The sequence below is a fragment of the Burkholderia sp. Se-20373 genome (genome assembly GCF_017104705.1).
In the GTDB taxonomy this organism is placed as follows: domain Bacteria; phylum Pseudomonadota; class Gammaproteobacteria; order Burkholderiales; family Burkholderiaceae; genus Burkholderia.
This window is the reverse complement of the sequence record NZ_JAAGPH010000047.1, coordinates 29,958-51,073: the sequence shown is the minus strand read 5'-3', so window position 1 is coordinate 51,073 and position 21,116 is coordinate 29,958. Positions and strand designations below refer to the sequence as shown.

At 67.1% G+C, this 21,116-nt stretch carries 21 protein-coding genes and 1 pseudogene; 10 read left to right on the top strand and 12 right to left on the bottom strand.

The window, feature by feature from the left end; translation table 11 throughout:
* Positions 1–126 (bottom strand): annotated as a pseudogene (locus G3N96_RS17535) (L-serine ammonia-lyase, iron-sulfur-dependent, subunit alpha); the annotation flags it as partial.
* Here G3N96_RS17535 and G3N96_RS17530 point away from each other — a divergent pair.
* Positions 115–1,236, top strand: coding sequence for a class I SAM-dependent methyltransferase (locus G3N96_RS17530; RefSeq protein WP_206137955.1), 1,122 nt, complete (start codon positions 115–117; stop codon positions 1,234–1,236). The pseudogene G3N96_RS17535 and the gene G3N96_RS17530 overlap by 12 nt on opposite strands.
* 89 nt (positions 1,237–1,325) lie before the next feature.
* Positions 1,326–2,216, top strand: coding sequence for an SAM-dependent methyltransferase (locus tag G3N96_RS17525; RefSeq protein WP_124584662.1), 891 nt, complete (start codon positions 1,326–1,328; stop codon positions 2,214–2,216).
* A 76-nt stretch (positions 2,217–2,292) separates the two neighbouring features.
* On the opposite strand, the gene G3N96_RS17520 is transcribed toward G3N96_RS17525, so the two are convergent.
* Entirely contained in the window at positions 2,293–2,865 is a 573-nt protein-coding gene (locus G3N96_RS17520; protein WP_206137953.1) for a DUF1415 domain-containing protein, read from the bottom strand.
* Between the two features lie 55 nt (positions 2,866–2,920).
* Complete coding sequence (locus tag G3N96_RS17515) at positions 2,921–3,541, bottom strand: TetR/AcrR family transcriptional regulator (RefSeq protein ID WP_089424373.1); 621 nt, start codon at positions 3,539–3,541, stop codon at positions 2,921–2,923.
* 219 nt (positions 3,542–3,760) lie between these two features.
* Here G3N96_RS17515 and G3N96_RS17510 point away from each other — a divergent pair, with 219 nt between their 5' ends.
* The 3 genes from G3N96_RS17510 (at position 3,761) to G3N96_RS17500 (ending at position 7,253) form a co-directional block, all read left to right on the top strand.
* The gene (locus G3N96_RS17510) at positions 3,761–5,044 is read left to right on the top strand and encodes an MFS transporter (RefSeq protein ID WP_206137952.1); all 1,284 of its coding nucleotides are present in this window, start codon (positions 3,761–3,763) and stop codon (positions 5,042–5,044) included.
* Positions 5,045–5,208: 164 nt separating this feature from the next.
* Positions 5,209–5,814, top strand: a complete 606-nt coding sequence (locus G3N96_RS17505) for a nitroreductase family protein (protein WP_089439116.1) — start codon at positions 5,209–5,211, stop codon at positions 5,812–5,814.
* 188 nt (positions 5,815–6,002) lie between these two features.
* Complete coding sequence (locus G3N96_RS17500) at positions 6,003–7,253, top strand: Hsp70 family protein (protein ID WP_124584668.1); 1,251 nt, start codon at positions 6,003–6,005, stop codon at positions 7,251–7,253.
* A gap of 99 nt (positions 7,254–7,352) precedes the next feature.
* On the opposite strand, the gene G3N96_RS17495 is transcribed toward G3N96_RS17500, so the two are convergent.
* Positions 7,353–7,556 (bottom strand): cold-shock protein, encoded by a 204-nt coding sequence (locus G3N96_RS17495; RefSeq protein WP_006477070.1) that lies wholly within the window; start codon positions 7,554–7,556, stop codon positions 7,353–7,355.
* Positions 7,557–7,977: 421 nt separating this feature from the next.
* Here G3N96_RS17495 and G3N96_RS17490 point away from each other — a divergent pair, with 421 nt between their 5' ends.
* On the top strand, positions 7,978–9,576 hold the full coding sequence (locus G3N96_RS17490) for an APC family permease (protein WP_206137951.1): 1,599 nt from the start codon (positions 7,978–7,980) through the stop codon (positions 9,574–9,576).
* A 112-nt stretch (positions 9,577–9,688) separates the two neighbouring features.
* Here the strand turns inward: G3N96_RS17490 and G3N96_RS17485 are convergent, their stop codons facing one another.
* From G3N96_RS17485 to G3N96_RS17455, 7 genes are all read right to left on the bottom strand, one after another.
* Complete coding sequence (locus G3N96_RS17485; RefSeq protein WP_124584675.1) at positions 9,689–10,480, bottom strand: class III extradiol ring-cleavage dioxygenase; 792 nt, start codon at positions 10,478–10,480, stop codon at positions 9,689–9,691.
* Positions 10,481–10,690: 210 nt separating this feature from the next.
* A complete protein-coding gene (locus G3N96_RS17480; protein WP_048251007.1) occupies positions 10,691–11,287 on the bottom strand; it encodes a UbiX family flavin prenyltransferase in 597 nt (198 codons plus the stop codon).
* Positions 11,288–11,303: 16 nt separating this feature from the next.
* The gene (grxD, locus tag G3N96_RS17475) at positions 11,304–11,615 is read right to left on the bottom strand and encodes a Grx4 family monothiol glutaredoxin (RefSeq protein WP_011350791.1); all 312 of its coding nucleotides are present in this window, start codon (positions 11,613–11,615) and stop codon (positions 11,304–11,306) included.
* A gap of 67 nt (positions 11,616–11,682) precedes the next feature.
* On the bottom strand, positions 11,683–12,525 hold the full coding sequence (prmC, locus tag G3N96_RS17470) for a peptide chain release factor N(5)-glutamine methyltransferase (protein WP_206137950.1): 843 nt from the start codon (positions 12,523–12,525) through the stop codon (positions 11,683–11,685).
* 7 nt (positions 12,526–12,532) lie between these two features.
* A complete protein-coding gene (gene prfA, locus G3N96_RS17465) occupies positions 12,533–13,615 on the bottom strand; it encodes a peptide chain release factor 1 (protein ID WP_124584679.1) in 1,083 nt (360 codons plus the stop codon).
* Positions 13,616–13,697: 82 nt separating this feature from the next.
* On the bottom strand, positions 13,698–14,996 hold the full coding sequence (gene hemA, locus G3N96_RS17460) for a glutamyl-tRNA reductase (RefSeq protein WP_206137949.1): 1,299 nt from the start codon (positions 14,994–14,996) through the stop codon (positions 13,698–13,700).
* A 26-nt stretch (positions 14,997–15,022) separates the two neighbouring features.
* Positions 15,023–15,787: a response regulator transcription factor gene (locus G3N96_RS17455; RefSeq protein ID WP_124584681.1), complete on the bottom strand. Its 765-nt coding sequence runs from the start codon at positions 15,785–15,787 to the stop codon at positions 15,023–15,025.
* Between the two features lie 171 nt (positions 15,788–15,958).
* Between G3N96_RS17455 and G3N96_RS17450 the strand changes: the two genes are divergently transcribed.
* Genes G3N96_RS17450 through G3N96_RS17435 form a run of 4 tightly spaced genes read left to right on the top strand, consistent with a single transcriptional unit; the run spans position 15,959 to position 19,273 of the window.
* Entirely contained in the window at positions 15,959–16,213 is a 255-nt protein-coding gene (locus G3N96_RS17450; RefSeq protein WP_039352130.1) for a hypothetical protein, read from the top strand.
* An 18-nt stretch (positions 16,214–16,231) separates the two neighbouring features.
* Positions 16,232–18,046, top strand: coding sequence for an aminopeptidase P family protein (locus tag G3N96_RS17445; protein ID WP_206137948.1), 1,815 nt, complete (start codon positions 16,232–16,234; stop codon positions 18,044–18,046).
* A 55-nt stretch (positions 18,047–18,101) separates the two neighbouring features.
* Positions 18,102–18,653 carry a cysteine hydrolase family protein gene (locus G3N96_RS17440; protein ID WP_089494013.1) on the top strand — a complete coding sequence of 184 codons (552 nt, stop codon included), beginning with the start codon at positions 18,102–18,104 and terminating at the stop codon, positions 18,651–18,653.
* Positions 18,650–19,273: an HAD-IA family hydrolase gene (locus G3N96_RS17435; protein ID WP_124584687.1), complete on the top strand. Its 624-nt coding sequence runs from the start codon at positions 18,650–18,652 to the stop codon at positions 19,271–19,273. The genes G3N96_RS17440 and G3N96_RS17435 overlap by 4 nt, the downstream gene beginning before the upstream one ends.
* Before the next feature lie 103 nt (positions 19,274–19,376).
* On the opposite strand, the gene ettA is transcribed toward G3N96_RS17435, so the two are convergent.
* Entirely contained in the window at positions 19,377–21,044 is a 1,668-nt protein-coding gene (gene ettA / locus G3N96_RS17430) for an energy-dependent translational throttle protein EttA (RefSeq protein ID WP_089424384.1), read from the bottom strand.
* Between the last annotated feature and the right edge of the window lie 72 nt (positions 21,045–21,116).

Genomic DNA, 21,116 nt, shown 5'->3' with positions numbered 1-21,116 from the left:
CCCGAGGTTGTGCTCCATGCCGATCTCGGCGGCGTTCTCGACCTGGTCGGGCGTGCCGCCCATCACCGCGGCGAGCGCGGCGGCCGCCATCGAGCACGCGACGCCCACTTCGCCCTGGCAACCCACTGGACCGACGCCGACGGCGCCGATCATGCCGTGCGCTGGCGCTCCGAAGCCGGCGTGCAACCGCCGAAGCGTGCGGTGCCCGCCGACGACCGCCTCACCGCCGACGCGGCCTACCGTCTCGCCTGCGAGGGCACCGCGCTCGTCTGGCAGGGCGACTTCCAGAATGCGCGCCAGCTCGTGCAGGCGATGGCGCGCCGTGTCGAGCGCAAGCCGAAGAAGGCGAAAGCCGCGGCCGGCGTCGACGCGTTCAACCTGCATCGTCTCGCGCAGTCGCAGCGCGCCCGCACGCTCGGCATGCTGCTGATCCCGCTCGAGGCCGACTACACGATTCCGCTGCGCCGCGCGCCCGACGTGCGTGCCGCATGCGAGGAGGCGTACGGGCCCGGCGGCGCGCCGTCGGTCGTATCGCTGCGCGAACTGCTCGGCCTCGTCGGCGCGCACGAATGGTGCAAGAAAGGGGTGCCGATCCCGGCGCTCGGCGGTGCGCCGATCCACCCGCACTACGGCGTGTTCTCGCCGGTGCGCGGCGAATACGTCGAACTCGTCGCGCGTGCGCCGCTGCCGGCGACGTCGCTCGCGTTCGACATCGGCACCGGCACCGGCGTGCTGGCGGCCGTGCTCGCGTCGCGCGGCGTCGAGCGTGTCGTCGCGACGGACCAGGACGCACGGGCGCTCGCCTGTGCGCGCGAGAACGTCGAACGGCTGGGCCATGCGGATCGCGTCGAAGTCGTCGAGGCGGATCTGTTTCCGGCCGGCCGTGCGCCGCTCGTGGTCTGCAACCCGCCGTGGGTGCCGGCCCGGCCGAGCGCGCCGATCGAATATGCGGTCTACGATCCGGACAGCCGCATGCTGCGCGGTTTCCTCGCGGGGCTCGCCGCGCACCTCGAGCCGGGCGGCGAAGGCTGGTTGATCCTGTCCGATTTCGCCGAGCATCTCGGCCTGCGGCCGCGCGATACGCTGCTGCAATGGATCGACGAAGCCGGCCTCGTGGTGCTCGGCCGCGACGACATCCGTCCCGCGCACCCGAAGGCGATGGACGCCGACGATCCGCTGCACGCGGCACGCCAGGCCGAGGTCACGTCGCTCTGGCGGCTCGGCGCGCGAGCCTGATCGCGCATTTTCGGTAAACTATCGCCATTCCTCACGAATTCCCGCCGCCGGGCCGTGGTCGACCGACCGTGGCCCGGCGCCGCATCACGATGTCGAACAAGACCCACGAAATCCGCCCGGAGCAGTCCGTCGAGCTGCTGAAGGAACTGCACATCCTCACCCGCGACGGGAAGCTGAACCAGGACAGCCGCCGCAAGCTGAAGCAGGTCTATCACCTGTTCCAGTTCATCGAGCCGCTGCTTGCCGGCGTGCAGGCCGAGCGTGGCAGCGTGACGCTCGTCGATCACGGCGCGGGCAAGTCGTATCTCGGCTTCATCCTGTACGACCTGTTCTTCAAGCAGCAGCCGGGGCACGGCACGCCGGCGTTCGCGTCGCACGTGTACGGGATCGAGACCCGCGAGGAGCTCGTCACGCGCTCGGCCGAGCTTGCCGCGCGGCTCGGGTTCGGCGGCATGTCGTTCCTGAACCTGTCGGTTGCCGATTCGATCACGTCGCCGAAACTGCCTGAAACGGTCGACGTCGTCACCGCGCTGCACGCGTGCGACACGGCGACCGACGACGCGATCCGCTTCGCGCTCGCGAAGCGCGCGCAGCACATCGTGCTGGTGCCGTGCTGCCAGGCGGAAGTCGCGGGCGTGCTGCGCAAGAACAAGGGCAAGTCGCTCGCGAACGCGCTGACGGAAGTGTGGCGGCATCCGCTGCATACGCGCGAATTCGGCAGCCAGATCACCAATGTGCTGCGCTGCCTGCAGCTCGAAGCGCACGGCTACCAGGTCAGCGTGACCGAGCTGGTCGGCTGGGAGCATTCGATGAAGAACGAGCTGATCATCGCGCAGTACAAGAACCTGCCGCGCCGGCGGCCCGGCGAGCGGTTGAACGAGATCCTCGGGATGTTCGGGCTGGCCGAGCTGAACGCACGCTTCTTCGTGCCGGAGGCCGCGGCGACGGGCGGCGAGGTCGTCGAGCCGGCCGCCGGCTGACCTGCACGTGGGCGGGCGCGTCGCGTGCGGCGCACGGTGTACGCCGCCCGTTACACGCCGTCCGTTGCACGTCGTGTCAGACGTCGTCGCCCGGCCGGCGCATCCATTCGCGCCAGCCGTCATGGCCGAGGCGCCGCAGCGTTTCCTGATTCTTTTCGTAGATCGCGGACGCGTCCGGGAACGCGTCGACCGCGCGCGCGATGCTGTCCTCGCGCAGCAGGTGCAGGATCGGGTACGGCGCGCGGTTCGTGTAGTTCTCGATGTCGTCGGGCTCGCTGCCCTCGAACCGATAGTCCGGGTGGAAGCTCGCGATCTGCAGCACGCCGTCGAGCCGCAGTTGCCGCACCAGCCGGTCGGCAAAGAACAGCGCATCGTTGTAGTCGATGAAATCGGCGAACGCATGCGGGAAGATCACGAGCGTCGTGTCGACCTGCCGCGGGTCCGCCGCGTCGAGCGCGCGCAACTCCGTTTCGAGTTCGGCGAGCGCGTCTTCCAGCGTCGTCGCCTCGCTGATCGCGTAGCGCACCTGTTCCTTCACATAGACGCTTTTCGCGAACGGGCACAGATTGAGCCCGATCACCGCGCGCGCGAGCCAGTGCCGCGTGGCGGTGAGGATGTCGTCGTGCGATTCGGGGCGGGTGTCGGTCATCGTGAAACCAGTTGGGCGGAAGGGCGGCGAGGGCCGCATTGTAGCGGGCGCGCCGTCACGCGCAGGCGGCCTCGATCAACTGCGTGACGAGTGCGGGCGCGACGCCGATCGGCGTTTCGCCGTGCCGGTAGGTCTGGCTTGCCGCGTAGATGCCTTCGATCACCAGCGCGAGCGAGTCGGCGAGCGCCTGCGGCTGCCGCGCGCCGGCGTCTTCGCATAGCGCGACGAGCCGCTTCATCAGCTGTTCCTTGTTCTGCGCGACGCGCTCGCGCGCCGGGTGCGACGCATCCGGGAATTCGGCCGCGACGTTGACGAACGGGCAACCGCGGTAATCCTGCTGCGTCGCGCGCTCGGCGAGATCGACGAAATACTGGATCAGCTGCGCTTTCGGCTGGCCCGGGTGCTTCGCGACGCTCGTGTTGAAGCGGTCGAAGAAGCACGCATCCATCCGCTCCAGGTACGCGAGGATCAGCTCGTCCTTCGACGAGAACTGGCGATACAGGCTCATCTTGTTGACGCCCGCGCGCTCCACGACCGCCTCGACGCCCACCGTCCGAACGCCTTCCTTGTAAAACAGCTCCTCGGCGGCGCGCAGCAGGTGCTCCTGCGCGGTGGCGCCGTCGATCGGCCGGCGCGTGCGGCGCGGCAGCGGTTTGGCGATCTCGATGCCCGACATGATGACCCTCGACTGCATATTGGATTGCTTGACATGTTACCGATTGGTCACTACGATCGCAACACACTTGTGACTGGTCGGTAACAACGCCGACCGGATCGACAGACAAATGCCAAGCGTCGGCCCGGGTCAGCCGATGCAGCGTGCGGCGGAGGTGGCCTGGCAGGGCGGGCGGAGCGGGTGCGGAGGCACCGGAGCCGCCAACTGGAGAACGCGAAGATGAACTGGGCGGTGACACGAATCGGCGGGCGCTTCCACTACGGATGGCTCGCGGCGGCGGTGGTATTCCTGATCCTGCTGGCGGCGGCCGGCACGCGCGCGACGCCGAGCGTGCTGATGGTGCCGCTCGAGCGCGAGCTCGGCTGGAGCCGCGCGGCGATTTCGCTGGCGATCTCGGTGAACATCGCGCTGTACGGACTGACGGGCCCGTTCGCGGCCGCCGCGATGCAGCGCTTCGGGCTGCGTCCGACCATTCTCACCGCGCTCGTGACGATGAGCGCGGGCGTCGCGCTGTCGTCGATGATGACGCAGAGCTGGCAGATGGTGGTGATCTGGGGCCTGATGGTCGGCTGCTCGACGGGCGTGGTCGCGCTGACGCTGTCCGCGACCTTCGTCACGCGCTGGTTCCATGCGCGGCGCGGCCTCGTAATGGGGATCCTGACCGCGAGCACGGCCACCGGCCAGCTCGTGTTCCTGCCGATGCTCGCGGCGATCGCGCAGCGCCATGGCTGGCGGCCGGTCGTGCTGGTCGTTGCGGTCGCGGCCGCGATCGTGATTCCGCTCGTGGCCTTCCTGTTGCCCGAACGGCCGGCCGACGTCCAGTTGCGCCCGTACGGCGAATCGGCCGATGCGCCGGCCGCGCCCGACGCGGCGAAGGAGAACCCGCTCACGGTCGCGTTCCGCACGCTGCTGACGGCGAGCCGTTCGCGCGATTTCTGGCTGCTGTTCTTCAGTTTCTTCATCTGCGGCGCGAGCACCAACGGTTACGTCGGCACGCACCTGATCGCGATGTGCAGCGACTACGGGATGACGGAAGTGCAGGGCGCGTCGCTGCTTGCGGCGATGGGTGTGTTCGACCTGTTCGGCACGACGCTGTCGGGTTGGCTGTCCGACCGCTACGACAACCGTGTGCTGCTGTTCTGGTACTACGGGCTGCGCGGGCTGTCGCTGATCTACCTGCCGCACGCGTTCGGGATCGATTTCTTCGGGCTGCCGCTGTTCGCGATGTTCTACGGGCTCGACTGGATCGCGACCGTGCCGCCGACCGTGCGCCTCGCGACCGACGTGTTCGGCAAGGCCGCGGCGCCCGTCGTGTTCGGCTGGATCGTCGCCGGCCACCAGCTCGGCGCGGCGTTCGCGGCGCTCGGCGCGGGGCTGCTGCGCGCCAGCCTCGGCACCTACACGATCGCGTCGATGATCTCGGGCGGGCTGTGCATCGTCGGCGCGCTGATCGTGCTGCGGATCAACCGCGGCCCGTCGCGCGCAGCCGCGCAGGCGGTCTGAGCGCGGCAATCCGGTGGCCCGCCCGGCCGCGCGGCGGTCGGCCGGGCAATGCACGCCCGGAGATTTGCATAGCGCGGGAGGATCGGGCGCGCATCGGCTCAAGCGGGTATGCTTGCGGTTCGCGAGGCGTTCGCGCCCCTTCATCGATGTCAGCGAGGAACCGCATGTCCGTCAAACCTGCTCCCACCACTGTTTCGATTCACGATCTGATCGCGGGCCGCTGGAGCCCGCGCGCGTATTCGGATGAAGCCGTCAGCGCCGGCGACCTGCACGCGGTGCTCGAAGCCGCCCGCTGGGCGCCGTCCGCGTACAACGCGCAGCCGTGGCGCTTCATCGTATTCGACCGCACGCAGGACGAAGACGCGTTCAAGCGTGCGTTCGCGACGCTGGTGCCGTTCAACCAGGGCTGGAATGCGCCGGCGCCCGTGCTGATCGCGGTGACTGCGCATACGCTCACGCCGAAGGGTGAACCGGCTCCCACCGCGCTGTACGACGCGGGCGCCGCCGCGATGTCGCTGGTGCTGCAGGCGCACGCACTGGGCCTGGCCGCCCATCAGATGAGCGGCTTCGACGCGAAGGCGTTCCGCGATGCGTTCGCGATTCCGGCCGACGTCGCGATTCCGGCGATCATCTCGCTCGGTCACTACGGCAACGTCGACAAGCTCGATCCGGTGCTGCGCGATCGCGAGAAGGCGCCGCGCACGCGCCACGCGATCGGCGAGGTCGTCTATGCGGGCGCGTGGAAGAAGGGTTTCGACGCGGCAGCCTGACCTGCGTGGCGGACGGGCTGCGTCGCGCATCCCGCCCGTATCTCCCCCCGGCGCGCCAGGTTGCGCGCCGTCGCCGCCAGGGGCCGTTGCGCGGGACTGGTGGCCGGCCCCGGTTGTGATCCCGCGGGCTTCATGTTAAAAAGCCCGTCCTTTCCGTTTTCGCGCCGGCCCTGCTGCGGCAACTTCCCATGACTTACTGCGCGATCGATTTCGGCACGTCCAATTCCGCCGTGGCGCTGCCCGACGGCGACGGCATGCGCCTCGCGCCCGTCGAGGGCGACCACCTGACGCTGCCCACCGCGATCTTCTTCAACAACGACGAAGAGACGGTCGAATACGGCCGTGCGGCGCTGGCTTCCTATATCGACGGTTTCGACGGCCGGCTGATGCGCTCGATGAAGAGCATCCTCGGCTCGCCGCTCGCGGAAACGACGACCGATCTCGGCGACGGCAGCGCGATCGCGTACACCGAAATCATCGCGCGCTTCCTGACGCACCTGAAGCGCAAGGCCGAAGCCCGCGCGGGCGCGCCGATCGGCCGTGCGGTGCTCGGCCGGCCGGTATTCTTCGTCGACGACGATCCACGCGCCGACCGCCTCGCCCAGGACCAGCTCGAGGCCGCCGCGCGATCGGTCGGCTTCACGGACGTGCAATTCCAGTACGAACCGATCGCGGCCGCGTTCGACTACGAGTCGCGCCAGCAGGCGGAGCGCCTCGTGCTCGTCGCCGACATCGGCGGCGGCACGTCCGACTTCTCGCTGGTGCGCGTCGGGCCCGAACGGATGGCGCGGCTCGAGCGCAAGGACGACGTGCTGGCCCACCACGGCGTGCACGTCGCGGGCACCGATTACGATCGGCGTGTCGAGCTGGCGGCGATCCTGCCCGCATTCGGCTACCGCTCGCTCGACCCCGAAGGGCGCGAGCTGCCGAACAAGATCTATTTCGATCTCGCCACCTGGCACCTGATCAACACGGTCTATACGCCGAAGCGGCTCGGCGAGCTGAAGCTGATGAAGCACCTGTACCGGGACGTGCAGCAGTACGACCGGCTCACGAGCGTGGTCGAGCAGCGGCTCGGGCATGCGCTGATGGCGCGTGCGGAAGAAGCGAAGATCGGCGTCGCGGCGGGCGGGGAGACGATGATCGACCTGAACGACGTGGAAGAGGATCTGCAGATCGCATTCGATGCCGACCGGCTCGTCGACGCGAGCCACGACGACACCGCACGCATCGTCGACGCCGCGCGCGAGACGGTGCGGCTGGCAGGCGTGGCGCCGCGCGATGTCGGTGCCCTGTATTTCACCGGCGGCTCGACGGGGCTCGCGTTCCTGTCGGGCGCGCTCGCGGGCGCATTCCCGGATGCACAGCCGGTATTCGGCGACCGCCTCGCGAGTGTCGCGACGGGCCTCGGCATTCACGCGCAGCGATTGTTCGGTTGAATGCGGGCGGCTGAAAGGCCGCGATGCCGGTCGACCGGCGCCGAAAAACAAAAAGCCCCGCCGAAGCGGGGCTTTTTTTCACGAATTATCGCGCCAAGCTTAGACCGGACGGATGTTCGCAGCTTGCAGACCCTTCGGGCCCGTCTTCACTTCGAATTCAACCTTCTGGTTTTCTTGCAGCGTCTTGAAGCCTTCGACGCGGATTTCCGAGAAGTGCGCGAACAGATCGTCGCCGCCGCCTTCCGGGGTGATGAAGCCGAAGCCCTTTGCGTCATTGAACCACTTGACGGTACCGGTTGCCATGTTACTTGTTCCTAAAAAGATAAAACGGGGCCGAGGCCCATGGGGTGCGGAAAATCAAGGAAGGGGGTAATAGGACCAACCGGAGTACCGTTGATGGGCGAACTACGAAAGAACCAATTCACTCGCCACTTGAAATCCTGCGAAGTCCTTTATACGGCTTATCAACCGCGTGGTCAACCGTATTTCCATGGACTCAGGGTTATTGCGGAGATGAGGTTTACAAAGCTTGCAAACGATGCGAATTTTTTGTAGGGGCCGAACGATTTTGGCGCCACGTTTGAGGTGCAACCGTTAAACTACGCGCCGCGTGGACGGGTTGCCCCGATCGGGTGACACGCCCCCCCAAAATTGCGTGCGCGGTGCTGTCCGAGCCGATCCCGGACCGCGAGCCGACCATGCTTTTTGAGACACAGGAGAGGATGTGAAGAGTTCTATTCAACGGAACATCGGCCCGTTTGCATTGATGCTGACGGGGCTGGGTTCGATTATCGGCTCGGGCTGGCTGTTCGGCGCCTGGAAGGCCGCGAAGATTGCCGGTCCGGCGGCGATCTGTGCATGGATCATCGGCGCTGTCGTGATTCTCGCCATTGCACTGACTTACGCGGAATTGGGCGCGATGTTCCCCGAGTCGGGCGGCATGGTGCGCTACGCGCGCTACTCGCACGGCTCGCTGGTCGGTTTCATCAGTGCGTGGGCGAACTGGATCGCGATCGTATCCGTGATCCCGATCGAGGCTGAAGCGTCGATCCAGTACATGAGTACGTGGCCGTATCCGTGGGCGCATGCATTGTTCGTGAACGGCGAATTGCAGACACTCGGCCTGCTGCTGTCGGCCGTGCTGGTCGTCGTCTACTTCATGCTGAACTACTGGGGCGTCAAGGCCTTCGCGCGGGCGAACACGGCGATCACGATCTTCAAGTTCCTGATCCCCGGCCTCACGATCCTCGGCCTGATGCTGACGAGCTTCCATGCGGAGAACCTCGGCACTGCGTCCAATGCGAGCTTCGCGCCGTACGGCTGGTCGGCCGTGCTGACCGCGGTCGCGACGAGCGGCATCGTGTTCGCGTTCAACGGCTTCCAGAGCCCGGTGAACCTGGCCGGTGAAGCGCGCAACCCGTCGCGCAGCGTGCCGTTCGCGGTGATCACGTCGATCCTGCTCGCACTCGTGATCTACGTGCTGCTGCAGATGGCGTATATCGGCTCGGTGAATCCGGCCGACGTCGCGAAGGGCTGGGCGCACTTCAACTTCTCGTCGCCGTTCGCGGAACTCGCGATCGCGCTGAACCTGAACTGGCTCGCGATCCTGCTGTATGTCGACGCGTTCATCAGCCCGAGCGGCACCGGTACGACCTACATGGCGACGACCACCCGCATGATCTACGCGATGGAGCGCAACAACACGATGCCGAAGATGTTCGGCAACGTGCATCCGATCTACGGCGTGCCGCGCCAAGCGATGTGGTTCAACCTGCTCGTGTCGTTCGTCTTCCTGTTCTTCTTCCGCGGCTGGAGCTCGCTCGCGGCAGTGATCTCGGTGGCGACGGTGATTTCGTACCTGACCGGCCCGATCAGCCTGATGGCGCTGCGCCGGGCGGCGACCGACATCGAGCGTCCGCTGTCGATTCCGCTGATGAAGCTGATCGCCCCGTTCGCATTCGTCTGCGCGTCGCTGATCCTGTACTGGGCGAAGTGGCCGCTGACGGGCGAAATCATCCTGCTGATGATCGTCGCGCTGCCGGTGTACTTCTACTTCCAGGCGAAGTCGGGCTGGACCGGCTGGGGTGACGACCTGAAGGCCGCCTGGTGGCTGGTCGCGTACCTGCCGACGATGGCCGTGCTGTCGCTGATCGGCAGCAAGGAATTCGGCGGCCACGGCGTGCTGCCGTACGGCTGGGACATGCTGGTCGTCGCGGCGATCTCGCTGGTGTTCTACTTCTGGGGCGTGAATACCGGTTACCGGACCAAGTATCTCGACGAGCGTGAATCGCACGACGAGATCCTCGAGGGGGTCGGTGCCTGACGCGTGACCTGTCGCCGGATTCGGCGGCGGCAGCAAGCGGCGTAAAAAAACCCGCCCGAGCGATGCTCGGGCGGGTTTTTTGTTGGGCGGTCGGCGGCTGCCGCGCGGCCGCTCAGGCGGTCGTGCCGGCGAACACGTAGTTCGTCATCGCGAGCACGCGCTGGTACGTACCGAGTGACTGGATGCCGAGCTGGTAGTCGTCGTCCGCCGCGCCGAGTGCCGTGAACACCGGCAGCAGATGCTCGTCGGTCGGATGCATCAGCGCCGCGTGCGGCGCCTGCCGGCGGTAGTCGAGCAGCGCGTCGACGTCGCGCGCGGCCAGCTTCGCCTCGAACCAGTCGGTGAATTCCGCGACACGCGGATCCGCATCCTCCGGTGCCGCACCGAAATCGGCGGCGCGCAGGTTATGCGTGATCTGGCCGGAGCCGATCACCATCACGCCCTCGTCGCGCAGCGGTCGCAGCGCGCGGCCGAGCGCGAAGTGGTGGGCGGCATCCGCGCGCGGCTGGATCGACAACTGCGCCACCGGCACGTCGGCTTCCGGGAACATCAGCAGCATCGGCACCCACGCACCGTGGTCGAGGCCGTGCTCGGTCGTCGCGGTCTCGATGCCGGCCGCATTCAGCAGCCCGGCCGCGCGTTCGGCGACGTCGGGCGCGCCGGGCGCCGGGTAGCGGATGTCGTACAGCGCCTGCGGAAAGCCGTAGAAATCGTGGATCGTTTCCGGATGCGCGGCGATGCTGGCAACGGGGCGCTGCGTGCCCCAGTGCGCGGACAGCATCAGCACCGCGCGCGGGCGCGGCAATTCGGCGGCGAGGTGCGTGAACGCGCCGGACGGCAGCGTCGGGTCGATCGGCAGCGTCGGGGCACCGTGGGACAGGTAGAGCGAAGGCAAGCGGTTCATGGTGGTGGCCTGCAAAGGGATTTGCCTGTGACTATAGGCGCGCACCGGATATTGATAAATCCGCGATTGGGAATTTGATTGACGCTTGTTGGTTGATAATCCGGGCAGCGCCGAGCGCTTCACGGCAGTTGGGCGTCGTATTCGCTCAATTGAATGAATTCCGCTGAAAATCGGCGCAAATGGGCGACGAATGGATCGTGGGGCGCTCGCTTACTGCGCGTGCCGGATACCGGCCCACGGCGTCGTCAGCGGCGCGCTGAGCGCGAACAGGTCGAGCACGCGCGTGACGGTCTGGTCGACGAGTTCCTCGATCGTCTTCGGCATCGCGTAGAACGCGGGCAGCGGCGGGAAGACGATGCCGCCCATTTCGGTGACGGCCGTCATGTTGCGCAGATGCGCGAGGTTGAACGGCGTTTCGCGCACCATCAGCACGAGGCGGCGGCGTTCCTTCAGCGTGACGTCGGCTGCGCGCGTGATCAGGTTGTCGGACAGCCCGTGCGCGACGCTCGCGAGCGTCTTCATCGAGCAGGGCGCGATCACCATGCCGTCGGTCGCGAACGACCCCGATGCGATCGTCGCGCCGACGTCGCGCACCGAATGCACGACGTCCGCACGGCTTTCGACATCGGCCTTCGACAGCTTCAGTTCGTGCTGGATGTTGAGCCAGCCGGCGTTCGAAATCAGCAGGTGCGTCTCGACGCCGCCGGCGGCGCGCAGCAGGTCGAGCAGCCGTACGCCGTAGATCGCGCCGGTGGCGCCGGTGATCGCGACGATCAGCCGGCGTGGCGGCGCACTGGGAGATGCCATCGAAAGGAGGGGCGTATTACGCGGCGGCGAACAGTTGCTGCAGTTCGCCCGACTGGTACATCTCCATCATGATGTCCGAGCCGCCGATGAATTCGCCCTTCACGTAGAGCTGCGGGATGGTCGGCCAGTTCGAGAATGCCTTGATGCCCTGGCGGATCTCGTCGTCTTCGAGGACGTTGACCGTCTTGAACTGGTCGACGCCGCAGGCTTTCAGCACCTGGATGGCGCGGCCCGAAAAGCCGCACATCGGGAATTGCGCGTTGCCCTTCATGAAGAGCACGACCTGGTTTTCGTCGACGATTTGCTTGATACGTTGTTGGGTGTCCATGACTGACCTTGCGTTTGCGGGGCGTTAGATCGAAATGATAGCGGATTTCAACCGGGCGGGCCGGGCATCAGCCCGGCAGGCGGCCGCCTGTCGTGCGTTCGATGGCGGCCAGATCTGCGAGCGATTCGACCGCGACGAAGCCGTGGGAGGCGAGCACCGCGCGCACGGCCTCGGCCTGGTCGTAGCCATGCTCGATCCAGAGCGTGCCGCCCGGTTTCAGATAAGAGCCGGCGCCCGCGACGATCGTGCGGATCGCGCTGAGGCCGTCGGCATCGTCGGTGAGCGCGCCGCGCGGCTCGAAACGCAGGTCGCCTTGCTCGAGGTGCGGATCGTGCTGCGCGATGTAGGGCGGGTTGCTGACGATCGCGTCGAATGCGAGTGCCGGATCGAGCGCCGCGTACCAGTCGCTTTGCAGCCAGTGCAGCGGGCCGCCGGGACGGCGCGCGTCGAGCAGCTTGCCGGCGTTGCGTTGTGCAACCTCAAGGGCGGCCGGCGAACGGTCGAGCGCCCACACGCGCGCATCGGGACGCTCGGCGGCGATCGATACGGCGATCGCGCCGCTGCCCGTGCCGAGATCGAGCACGGCCGGACGCGGCAGCCCGTCGATCGCATCGAGTGCGGCCTCGACGAGCAGTTCGGTTTCGGGGCGCGGAATCAGCACGTCGGGCGTCACGTCGAACGGCCGGCCGAAGAATTCGCGCATCCCGACGAGCTGCGCGACCGGCTCGCCGGCCAGGCGGCGTGCCTCGAGCGCGCGGTAGCGTTCGACCGCGGCCGCGTCGAGCGGCGTGTCGCCGCGCGTGATCAATTGCGTGCGGGTCCAGCCGAGTGCGTGCGCGAGCAACACGCGCGCATCGACCGCGTCGAGCGGCGACGCGCGCAGCAGTTCGTCGGCGGAAGTGTCGGGCATCGCGGCCTCAGTCGGCATCGCCGAGCGACGCGAGCAGTTCGGCCTGGTGTTCGCTGACCAGCGCGCTGATCAGTTCGTCGAGGTCGCCGTCCATGAGCGCCTCGAGCCGGTACAGCGTCAGGTTGATCCGGTGGTCGGTCATCCGGCCCTGCGGGAAGTTGTACGTGCGGATCCGCTCCGAGCGGTCACCGGAGCCGATCAGGCTCTTGCGCGTCGCGGCTTCCTTCGCGTGCTGCTCGTGATACTGCTTGTCCTTGATGCGCGCGGCGAGCACCTTCAGCGCGCGATCCTTGTTCTTGTGCTGCGAGCGGTCGTCCTGGCACTCGACGACGATCCCGGTCGGAATGTGCGTGACGCGCACCGCCGAATCGGTCTTGTTGATGTGCTGGCCGCCCGCGCCGGACGCGCGGAACGTGTCGATCCGCAGGTCGGCCGGATTGATCTCGACCTCGCCGATTTCGTCGGCTTCCGGCATCACCGCGACCGTGCACGCGGACGTGTGGATGCGCCCCTGCGTTTCGGTGGCCGGCACGCGCTGCACGCGATGGCCGCCCGATTCGAACTTCAGGCGCGAATACGCGCCCTGGCCCGCGATCCGCACGATCACTTCCTTGTAGCCGCCGAGATCCGACGCGCTCTCCGACATCATTTCGACCTGCCAGCGCTGGCGTTCCGCGAAGCGCAGGTACATGCGCAGCAGGTCGCCCGCGAACAGCGCCGATTCGTCGCCGCCCGTGCCCGCACGGATTTCGAGGAAGATGTTGCGGTCGTCGTTCGGATCCTTCGGCAGCAGCATCTTCTGCAGCTCGGTCTCGAGGCGGGTCATGCTCTCTCGCGCGCTGCGGATTTCGTCTTCCGCGAAGTCGCGCATCGACAGATCGCCGAGCAGTTCCTGTGCAGCCGTCTCGTCGCTGCGCGACTGGCGCCACAGCGCGTACTGTTCGACCACCGGGCCGAGTTCCGCATGTTCACGCGTGAGCTTGCGGTACTGGTCGAGGTCGGCCGTGACGTTTTCGCGGCTCAGCAGGTCGTTCAGTTCGGCCAGCCGTGTGGACAGCTGGTCGAGCTTGCGTTGCATGCTCGTCTTCATGGTGTGGAGCGGCGCTCCCGGGCAAGGGGTATTCGGAAAGGATAGGCCGGCGCGCGGCCGGCGGCAGGGCGATCGGCCGGCGCTAGTGGCCGGACTGGTCGTTCGAGCGCGGGGCGTGCTGGTAGAAGCCGCGCATCAGGTCGATCAGCGAATCGCGATCGGCGCTGTTCACGCGGTTGAGCGCGCTCGTCGGGCCGTGGATCAGCTTGTTGGTCAGCGCTTGCGACAGCGCTTCGAGCACGGCGGCCGGATCGTCGCCGCGCGCGAGCAGCTTCTGCGCCTTGTCGACTTCGGCCCGGCGCAGTGCGTCGGCCTGCGTATGCATGTGACGGATCACCGGCACGACGCTGCGCGTGTCGAGCCATTGCATGAAATTCTGCACGCGCGTTTCGATGATCGTTTCGGCCTGCGCGACCGCGGCCTGGCGCGATGCATTGCCTTCGCGCACGATCGCGCCGAGATCGTCGACGGTGTAGAGGAATACGTCCTTCAGCTTGCCGACTTCGGGCTCGATGTCGCGCGGCACCGCGAGGTCGACCATGAAGATCGGCCGGTGGCGGCGCGCCTTCACCGCGCGCTCGACTGCGCCGAGGCCGATGATCGGCAGCGTCGACGCCGTGCACGACACGATGATGTCGAACTCGTGCATGCGGGTCGGCAGGTCGGCGAGCGGCATCGCACGGCCGTTGAAGCGTTCGGCGAGCCGCTGGCCGCGCTCGGCCGTGCGGTTCGCGACGACGAGTTCGCGCGGGCCTTGCGCGGCGAAGTGCGTCGCGCACAGCTCGATCATTTCGCCGGCGCCGATGAACAGCACGCGCTGATCCGACACCTTTTCGAAGATCCGTTGCGCGAGGCGCACCGCGGCGGCGGCCATCGACACCGACTGCGTGCCGATTTCGGTCGTGCCGCGCACTTCCTTCGCGACCGCGAACGTGCGCTGGAACAGCTGGTTCAGATAGGTGCCGAGTGCGCCGGCTTCCGTCGCGGTGCGGACGGCGTCCTTCATCTGGCCCAGAATCTGCGTTTCGCCGAGCACCATCGAATCGAGGCCGGATGCGACGCGAAACGCGTGCCGGACCGCTTCCGACTGCGGCAGCGCGTAGACGTGCGGCGCGAGTTCGTCGACCGGGATCCGGTGATACTCCGACAGCCAGCGGATCGCGCCTTCGCGTGCGGCGCGATCGTCGGTCGCGCAATACAGTTCGGTGCGGTTGCAGGTGGAGAGGATCGCCGCTTCGGGCGTATTGGGCGCCTGGGGGCCGAGAAACACGTTCTTGAACGTGACGAGAGCCGGCTTGATCTGCTCGAGCGGAAACGCCACGCGTTCGCGCAAGGCGACAGGCGCAGTGTGGTGATTGATTCCGATCGTGAGGAGTTGCATATCGAGGGCTATCGTTTAGCCCCATATTATAGCGTTTCAGCGATTTCCTCACTCGCTGCATACCGGGCATCAGCGTGGCGGGGCCGGGAATTTGGGGGCTCGATCGGCACGCGGTCGAGCTGATAGCCGTAGCCGTAGAGCGGCAGCAGCCGGTAGCCGCGCTCCGGAAGCAGCCGTAGTTTGCTGCGCAGCCGGGACGCATGGGTATCGAGCGTGCGCGACTTCATGTCGCGGCGGCGCGCCCACACCGTTTCGAGGATATGGGCGCGTGACACCGGCCGCGACAGGTTCGTGAACAGCAACTGCGCGAACCGGAACTCCTTCGGCGTGAGTGAAACGATTGCGTCGTCGAAGCGAACGAGGCAATGCGTGGCGTCGAAAACGTATTCGCCATACATTTCGCGCGAGCGGTTGGGGGGCCGGCGGACGCCGGCGCGCCGGCTCAGCGCGTTCACGCGCGCGAGCAGCTCGGGCCCGCTCACGGGGCGCACGACGCAATCGTCCGCGCCCGCGTGCAGGCACGATACGATTTCGCTTTCGCGCGGCAGCAGCATCACGGCGATGGCCGGCAGCCCCGGCAGGACCGTCTGCGCACGCGGGATGACTTCCTCGGCCGGCTGGTCGCCGGCCCAGTGGCCGGTGATCAGCATGTCGCACGTGTTGTCGGTGGCGAGCCACTCGAACAACGCCGCGCTGGACGGAAACGCGTGGCACACATGACCGCCCGCAAAGAGCAGGCGGTTCAGGAGCGCGGCATGGCGCGCGTCCGGATCGATCAGAGCGATTCGCATGAGAATTTCTTCAATACGGCAGCCGGCGCGCGCTTGCCATAACGTCGAGTCGGCCCCTACACTCGAATGTTGGCGGCACCCGGCTGGTCTCGGGTTCGATGGATGAATCGATGCTAGCCGCTGGCAACGTTCACGCCTATGGGACGAATCTGAATTTATAGAAGGCGTCGAATGAACTGGTTTGGAATCCTTGTCCTGGGAGCGGCCGTCGGGCTGTTCGGCCGATGGCTGCACCCGATGCGGCGCACGGGCCGGCCGGCGTGGTGGATCGCGGTGCTCGCCGGCATCGTCGGCGCGGGCGCGGCCCGCATGGCCGGCAATCTCTCGGGACTGTTTTACGATGGCGAGACGCTCGAATGGCCGGTCTGCACCGGTGTCGCGTTCCTCGTCGTAGCCGTGACGGTTACGCTGTCGGCCCGTCGCTGAATGTTCTCAGGTGAAATCATGAATGCCCGTCTTCCCGAAGTCTCGCCGGTGCCGGCCCGCCTCGCGCTGCTGCGTGGCGCCATGGCCCGCGAGGACCTGGCCGCCTATCTCGTGCCGTCCGCCGATCCCCATCTGTCCGAGTATCTGCCGGAGCGCTGGCAGGCCCGTCGCTGGCTGTCCGGCTTCACGGGCTCGGTCGGCACGCTGGTCGTGACCGCGGATTTCGCGGGGCTATGGGTCGACAGCCGCTACTGGGTGCAGGCCGATGCCGAACTGGCCGGCACGGGCGTGCAACTGATGAAGATGACGGGCGGGCAGCAGAGCGCGCCGCACGTCGACTGGCTCGCGCAGAACGTGGCAGCCGGTGCGACGGTCGGCGTCGACGGCGCCGTGCTCGGCGTCGCGGCCGCACGCGGGCTGACGGGCGCGTTGAACGCACGCGGCATCGCGCTGCGCACCGATCTCGACCTGCTCGACGCGATCTGGTCCGAGCGGCCGGGGCTCCCCGGCGACGCGGTGTTCGAGCACACGGCGCCGCAGGCCGACACGACGCGCGCGAGCAAGCTGGCCGAAGTGCGCCGCGCGATGTGCGCGCAGGGTGCGCAATGGCATTTCGTGTCGACGCTCGACGATCTCGCATGGCTGTTCAACCTGCGCGGCGCCGACGTCAACTTCAATCCCGTATTCGTTGCGCACGCAATGATCGGCGCCGATCGCGCGACGTTGTTCGTTGCCGACGGCAAGGTGTCGCCGGCGCTGGCCGCGTCGCTCGCGAAGGATGGTGTCGACGTTCGCGCCTACGACGCCGCGCGCGCCGCGCTTGCGTCGCTGCCGGACGGCGCGACGCTGCTGATCGACCCCCGCCGCGTGACGTTCGGCACGCTCGAGGCCGTGCCGGCCGGCGTGAAGCTCGTCGAGGCCGTGAATCCGTCGACGTTCGCGAAGTCGCGCAAGACGTCCGCCGAGATCGAGCACGTGCGCGTGACGATGGAACACGATGGCGCCGCGCTCGCGGAGTTCTTCACGTGGTTCGAGCAGGCGGTGAACCGCGAGACGATCACCGAGCTGACGATCGAGGAAAAGCTCACGGCCGCCCGCGCCCGGCGCCCCGGCTATGTGTCGGCAAGCTTCGCGACGATTGCGGGATTCAACGCGAACGGCGCGATGCCGCACTACCACGCGACGCCGGCGTCGCACGCGACGATCGCCGGCGACGGCCTGCTGTTGATCGATTCGGGCGGCCAGTACGTGACGGGCACGACCGACATCACGCGTGTCGTGCCGGTCGGCACCGTCAGCGACCTGCAGCGGCGCGATTTCACGATCGTGCTGAAGTCGATGATGGCGCTGTCGCGCGCCCGCTTCCCGCGCGGCATCCGCTCGCCGATGCTCGACGCGATCGCGCGCGCACCGATGTGGGCGGCCGGGCTCGACTACGGCCACGGCACGGGGCATGGCGTCGGCTACTTCCTGAACGTGCATGAAGGCCCGCAGGTCATCTCGCACTACGCGCCGGCCGAGCCGCACACGGCGATGGAAGAGGGCATGATCACGTCGATCGAGCCGGGCGTGTATCGACCCGGCCAGTGGGGCATCCGGATCGAGAACCTGGTCGTGAACCGTGCGGCCGGGCAAACGGAATTCGGCGATTTCCTCGCATTCGAGACGCTGACGCTGTGCCCGATCGACACGCGCTGCGTGCTGATCGAGATGCTGCACGACGACGAGCGTGCATGGCTGAACACGTATCATGCGACGGTGCGCGAGCGTGTCGGCCGGCACCTGAGCGGCGATGCGAAGGCGTGGCTCGACGCGCGCACGCAGCCGATCTGACACAACATGCGATAACGGCCGGACAACGGCCGAACGACATAACCGAGGGCAGGCAATGGCGGACACCGCAGTGATCGTGGTCGACATGCAGCGCGGGCTGGTGGAGCGGGCGCGGCCCGCTTACCGGCTCGACGACGTGGTATCGGGCATCAACCGGCTGACGGCGGCGGCGCGTGCGGCGAACGCGCCCGTGTGCTTCGTGCAGCACGACGGCGATGCGGACGACGACATCGTGCCCGGCACGCCGGGCTGGGAGTTGCATGCGGGGCTGGTCGTCGGGAACGACGACTGGCGCGTGCGCAAGCAGGTGAGCGATTCGTTTCACGACACGCCACTCGCGGCACAACTCGACCGCCACGGCGTCCGTTCGGTGCTGATCTGCGGTTATGCGACCGAGTTCTGCGTCGATTCGGCCGCACGCCGCGCGGCGCTGCTCGGCTACCGGACGACGGTCGTGTCCGATCTGCACACGACGAACGAGCGCACGCACCTGTCGGCCGCGCAGATCGTCGCGCACCATCACTTCGTATGGCAAAACAATTCGCTGTCGGGCAACCCGGTGACGCCGCGCTCGCTCGCGGACGTCCTTTCGACGGAGTTCGCATGACGATCAAGGCCGTGGTGTTCGATTTCGGCGGCGTGCTGATCGACTGGAGCCCCGAGTACCTTTACCGGGAGCTGATTCCCGACGACACGGAGCGTCGCTGGTTCCTCACGCACGTGTGCGCGATGGACTGGGTGATCCGCCAGGACGGCGGGCAGACGATCGAAGAGGGGACGGCCGAGCTCGTCGCGAAGTTTCCGGAGCACGAAGCGCTGATCCGCGCGTTCTACGCGCGCTGGCACGAGATGATCGGCGGTGTGCTCGACGAAGGCGCCGCGCTCGTCGATCGACTTGAAGCGCAGGGGATGCCGCTGTTCGGGCTGACGAACTGGTCTGCGCAGACATTCCCGTATGCGTGGGACAACTTTCCGGTGCTGCGGCGTTTCAAGGAGATCGTCGTATCGGGTCGCGTGAAGCTCGTGAAGCCCGATCCGGCGATCTACCGCGAGATGCATGCGCGGATCGAACCGCACCTGCCGGGCATCGCGCCGCACGAACTCGTATTCATCGACGACAACGCGAAGAACGCCGCGGCCGCGACGACGCTCGGCTGGCACGGCATTCATCACACGAGTGCGGCGACGACCGAGGCGCGGCTGCGCGAACTGGGCGCGCTCGCGTAAGCGGCGGGCGAGCGGCCCGCTTTTTTGTTGTGACGCTTCCTGAAGCGGCCACCCTCGGCGACCGGCGCCGCGTTGCCGCGGCCGGGCACCCGGGCCGTGCCGGTCAGCGGCTGATCGGCTTGTAGCGCAGGCGCTTCGGCTTCGCGGCTTCCTCGCCGAGGCGTGCACGCTTGTCGGCTTCGTACTCCTGGTAGTTGCCGTCGAAGAACGTGACCTGCGAATCGCCTTCGAACGCGAGGATGTGCGTCGCGATCCGGTCGAGGAACCAGCGATCGTGCGAGATCACCATCACCGAGCCCGCGAATTCGAGCAGCGCGTCTTCCAGCGCGCGCAGCGTTTCGACGTCGAGATCGTTCGACGGTTCGTCCAGCAGGAGCACGTTGCCGCCCGAGATCAGCGTCTTCGCGAGGTGCAGGCGGCCGCGTTCACCACCGGACAGGTTGCCGACGATCTTCTGCTGGTCGCCGCCCTTGAAGTTGAAGCGGCCGATGTACGCGCGCGACGGCGTTTCGTACTTGCCCACCGTCAGCACGTCGGCGCCGCCCGAGATTTCCTCGAACACCGTCTTCGTGCCGTCGAGCGCGTCGCGGCTCTGGTCGACGTACGCGAGCTTCACCGTCGGCCCCATCACGACTTCGCCTGAATCCGGCTGTTCCTTGCCGGTCAGCATCTTGAACAGCGTCGACTTGCCGGCGCCGTTCGGGCCGATGATGCCGACGATCGCGCCGGCCGGGATCTTGAAGCTCAGATTGTCGATCAGCAGGCGGTCGCCGAACGACTTGCTGACGTTCTTGAACTCGATCACTTCATTGCCGAGGCGTTCGCCGGCCGGAATGAAGATTTCCTGCGTTTCGTTGCGCTTCTGGTATTCCTGGCTGCTCAGCTCCTCGAAGCGCGCGATACGCGCCTTCGACTTCGCCTGGCGGCCCTTCGGGTTCTGGCGCACCCACTCCAGTTCCTTCTTGATCGCCTTCTGGCGTGCCGATTCCGACGCTTCTTCCTGCTTCAGGCGCTCTTCCTTCTGGTCGAGCCAGCTGCTGTAGTTGCCCTTCCACGGAATGCCATGGCCGCGGTCGAGTTCGAGAATCCACTCGGCTGCGTTGTCGAGGAAGTAGCGATCGTGGGTGACCGCGACGACGGTGCCCGGGAAGCGCACCAGGAACTGCTCGAGCCAGTCGACCGATTCCGCGTCGAGGTGGTTGGTCGGTTCGTCGAGCAGCAGCATGTCGGGTTTTTCGAGCAGCAGCTTGCACAGCGCGACGCGGCGCTTTTCACCGCCCGACAGGTGTTCGATCTTGGCGTCCCACGACGGCAGGCGCAGGGCGTCGGCGGCCACTTCGAGCTGCTGCTCGGGGCTGCCGCCATCGCTCGACGCGAGGATCGCTTCGTACTTCGCCTGCTCGGCCGCGAGCGCGTCGAAGTCGGCGTCCGGCTCCGCGTACGCCGCGTAGATTTCCTCGAGTTTCTTGTTGGCCTGGAACAGGTCGCCGAGGCCTTCCTCGACGGCTTCGCGCACCGTCTTCGTCGGGTCGAGCTGCGGTTCCTGCGGCAGGTAGCCGATGTTCAGGTTCGGCATCGGCGTGGCTTCGCCTTCGATGTCCTTGTCGACGCCCGCCATGATGCGGATCAGCGTCGACTTGCCCGAGCCGTTCAGGCCGAGCACGCCGATCTTCGCGCCGGGAAAGAACGACAGCGAGATGTCCTTCAGGATCTGGCGCTTGGGCGGCACGATCTTGCCGACCCGGTTCATCGTGAAAACGTATTGGGCCATTTCGGTGTGAAATTCAGAAGTGGTTGAGACTGCCGCGCAGCGCGCGGGCGCGGCGGCGTCGGGTGATTCGGT

Excerpts from the sequence above, each read along its gene's own strand:
- prmC (WP_206137950.1), bottom strand. The coding sequence starts at position 12,525 with ATGCCCGACACTTCCGCCGACGAACTGCTGCGCGCGTCGCCGCTCGAC.
- G3N96_RS17515 (WP_089424373.1), bottom strand. The coding sequence starts at position 3,541 with ATGTCGGGCATCGAGATCGCCAAACCGCTGCCGCGCCGCACGCGCCGG.
- G3N96_RS17485 (WP_124584675.1), bottom strand. The coding sequence starts at position 10,480 with ATGAACCGCTTGCCTTCGCTCTACCTGTCCCACGGTGCCCCGACGCTG.
- G3N96_RS17455 (WP_124584681.1), bottom strand. The coding sequence starts at position 15,787 with ATGCGAATCGCTCTGATCGATCCGGACGCGCGCCATGCCGCGCTCCTG.
- G3N96_RS17445 (WP_206137948.1), top strand. The coding sequence starts at position 16,232 with ATGAATGCCCGTCTTCCCGAAGTCTCGCCGGTGCCGGCCCGCCTCGCG.
- grxD (WP_011350791.1), bottom strand. The coding sequence starts at position 11,615 with ATGGACACCCAACAACGTATCAAGCAAATCGTCGACGAAAACCAGGTC.
- G3N96_RS17500 (WP_124584668.1), top strand. The coding sequence starts at position 6,003 with ATGACTTACTGCGCGATCGATTTCGGCACGTCCAATTCCGCCGTGGCG.
- G3N96_RS17440 (WP_089494013.1), top strand. The coding sequence starts at position 18,102 with ATGGCGGACACCGCAGTGATCGTGGTCGACATGCAGCGCGGGCTGGTG.
- G3N96_RS17520 (WP_206137953.1), bottom strand. The coding sequence starts at position 2,865 with ATGACCGACACCCGCCCCGAATCGCACGACGACATCCTCACCGCCACG.
- G3N96_RS17495 (WP_006477070.1), bottom strand. The coding sequence starts at position 7,556 with ATGGCAACCGGTACCGTCAAGTGGTTCAATGACGCAAAGGGCTTCGGC.
- prfA (WP_124584679.1), bottom strand. The coding sequence starts at position 13,615 with ATGAAGACGAGCATGCAACGCAAGCTCGACCAGCTGTCCACACGGCTG.
- hemA (WP_206137949.1), bottom strand. The coding sequence starts at position 14,996 with ATGCAACTCCTCACGATCGGAATCAATCACCACACTGCGCCTGTCGCC.
- G3N96_RS17505 (WP_089439116.1), top strand. The coding sequence starts at position 5,209 with ATGTCCGTCAAACCTGCTCCCACCACTGTTTCGATTCACGATCTGATC.
- G3N96_RS17480 (WP_048251007.1), bottom strand. The coding sequence starts at position 11,287 with ATGGCATCTCCCAGTGCGCCGCCACGCCGGCTGATCGTCGCGATCACC.
- G3N96_RS17450 (WP_039352130.1), top strand. The coding sequence starts at position 15,959 with ATGAACTGGTTTGGAATCCTTGTCCTGGGAGCGGCCGTCGGGCTGTTC.
- G3N96_RS17525 (WP_124584662.1), top strand. The coding sequence starts at position 1,326 with ATGTCGAACAAGACCCACGAAATCCGCCCGGAGCAGTCCGTCGAGCTG.
- G3N96_RS17435 (WP_124584687.1), top strand. The coding sequence starts at position 18,650 with ATGACGATCAAGGCCGTGGTGTTCGATTTCGGCGGCGTGCTGATCGAC.
- ettA (WP_089424384.1), bottom strand. The coding sequence starts at position 21,044 with ATGGCCCAATACGTTTTCACGATGAACCGGGTCGGCAAGATCGTGCCG.
- G3N96_RS17510 (WP_206137952.1), top strand. The coding sequence starts at position 3,761 with ATGAACTGGGCGGTGACACGAATCGGCGGGCGCTTCCACTACGGATGG.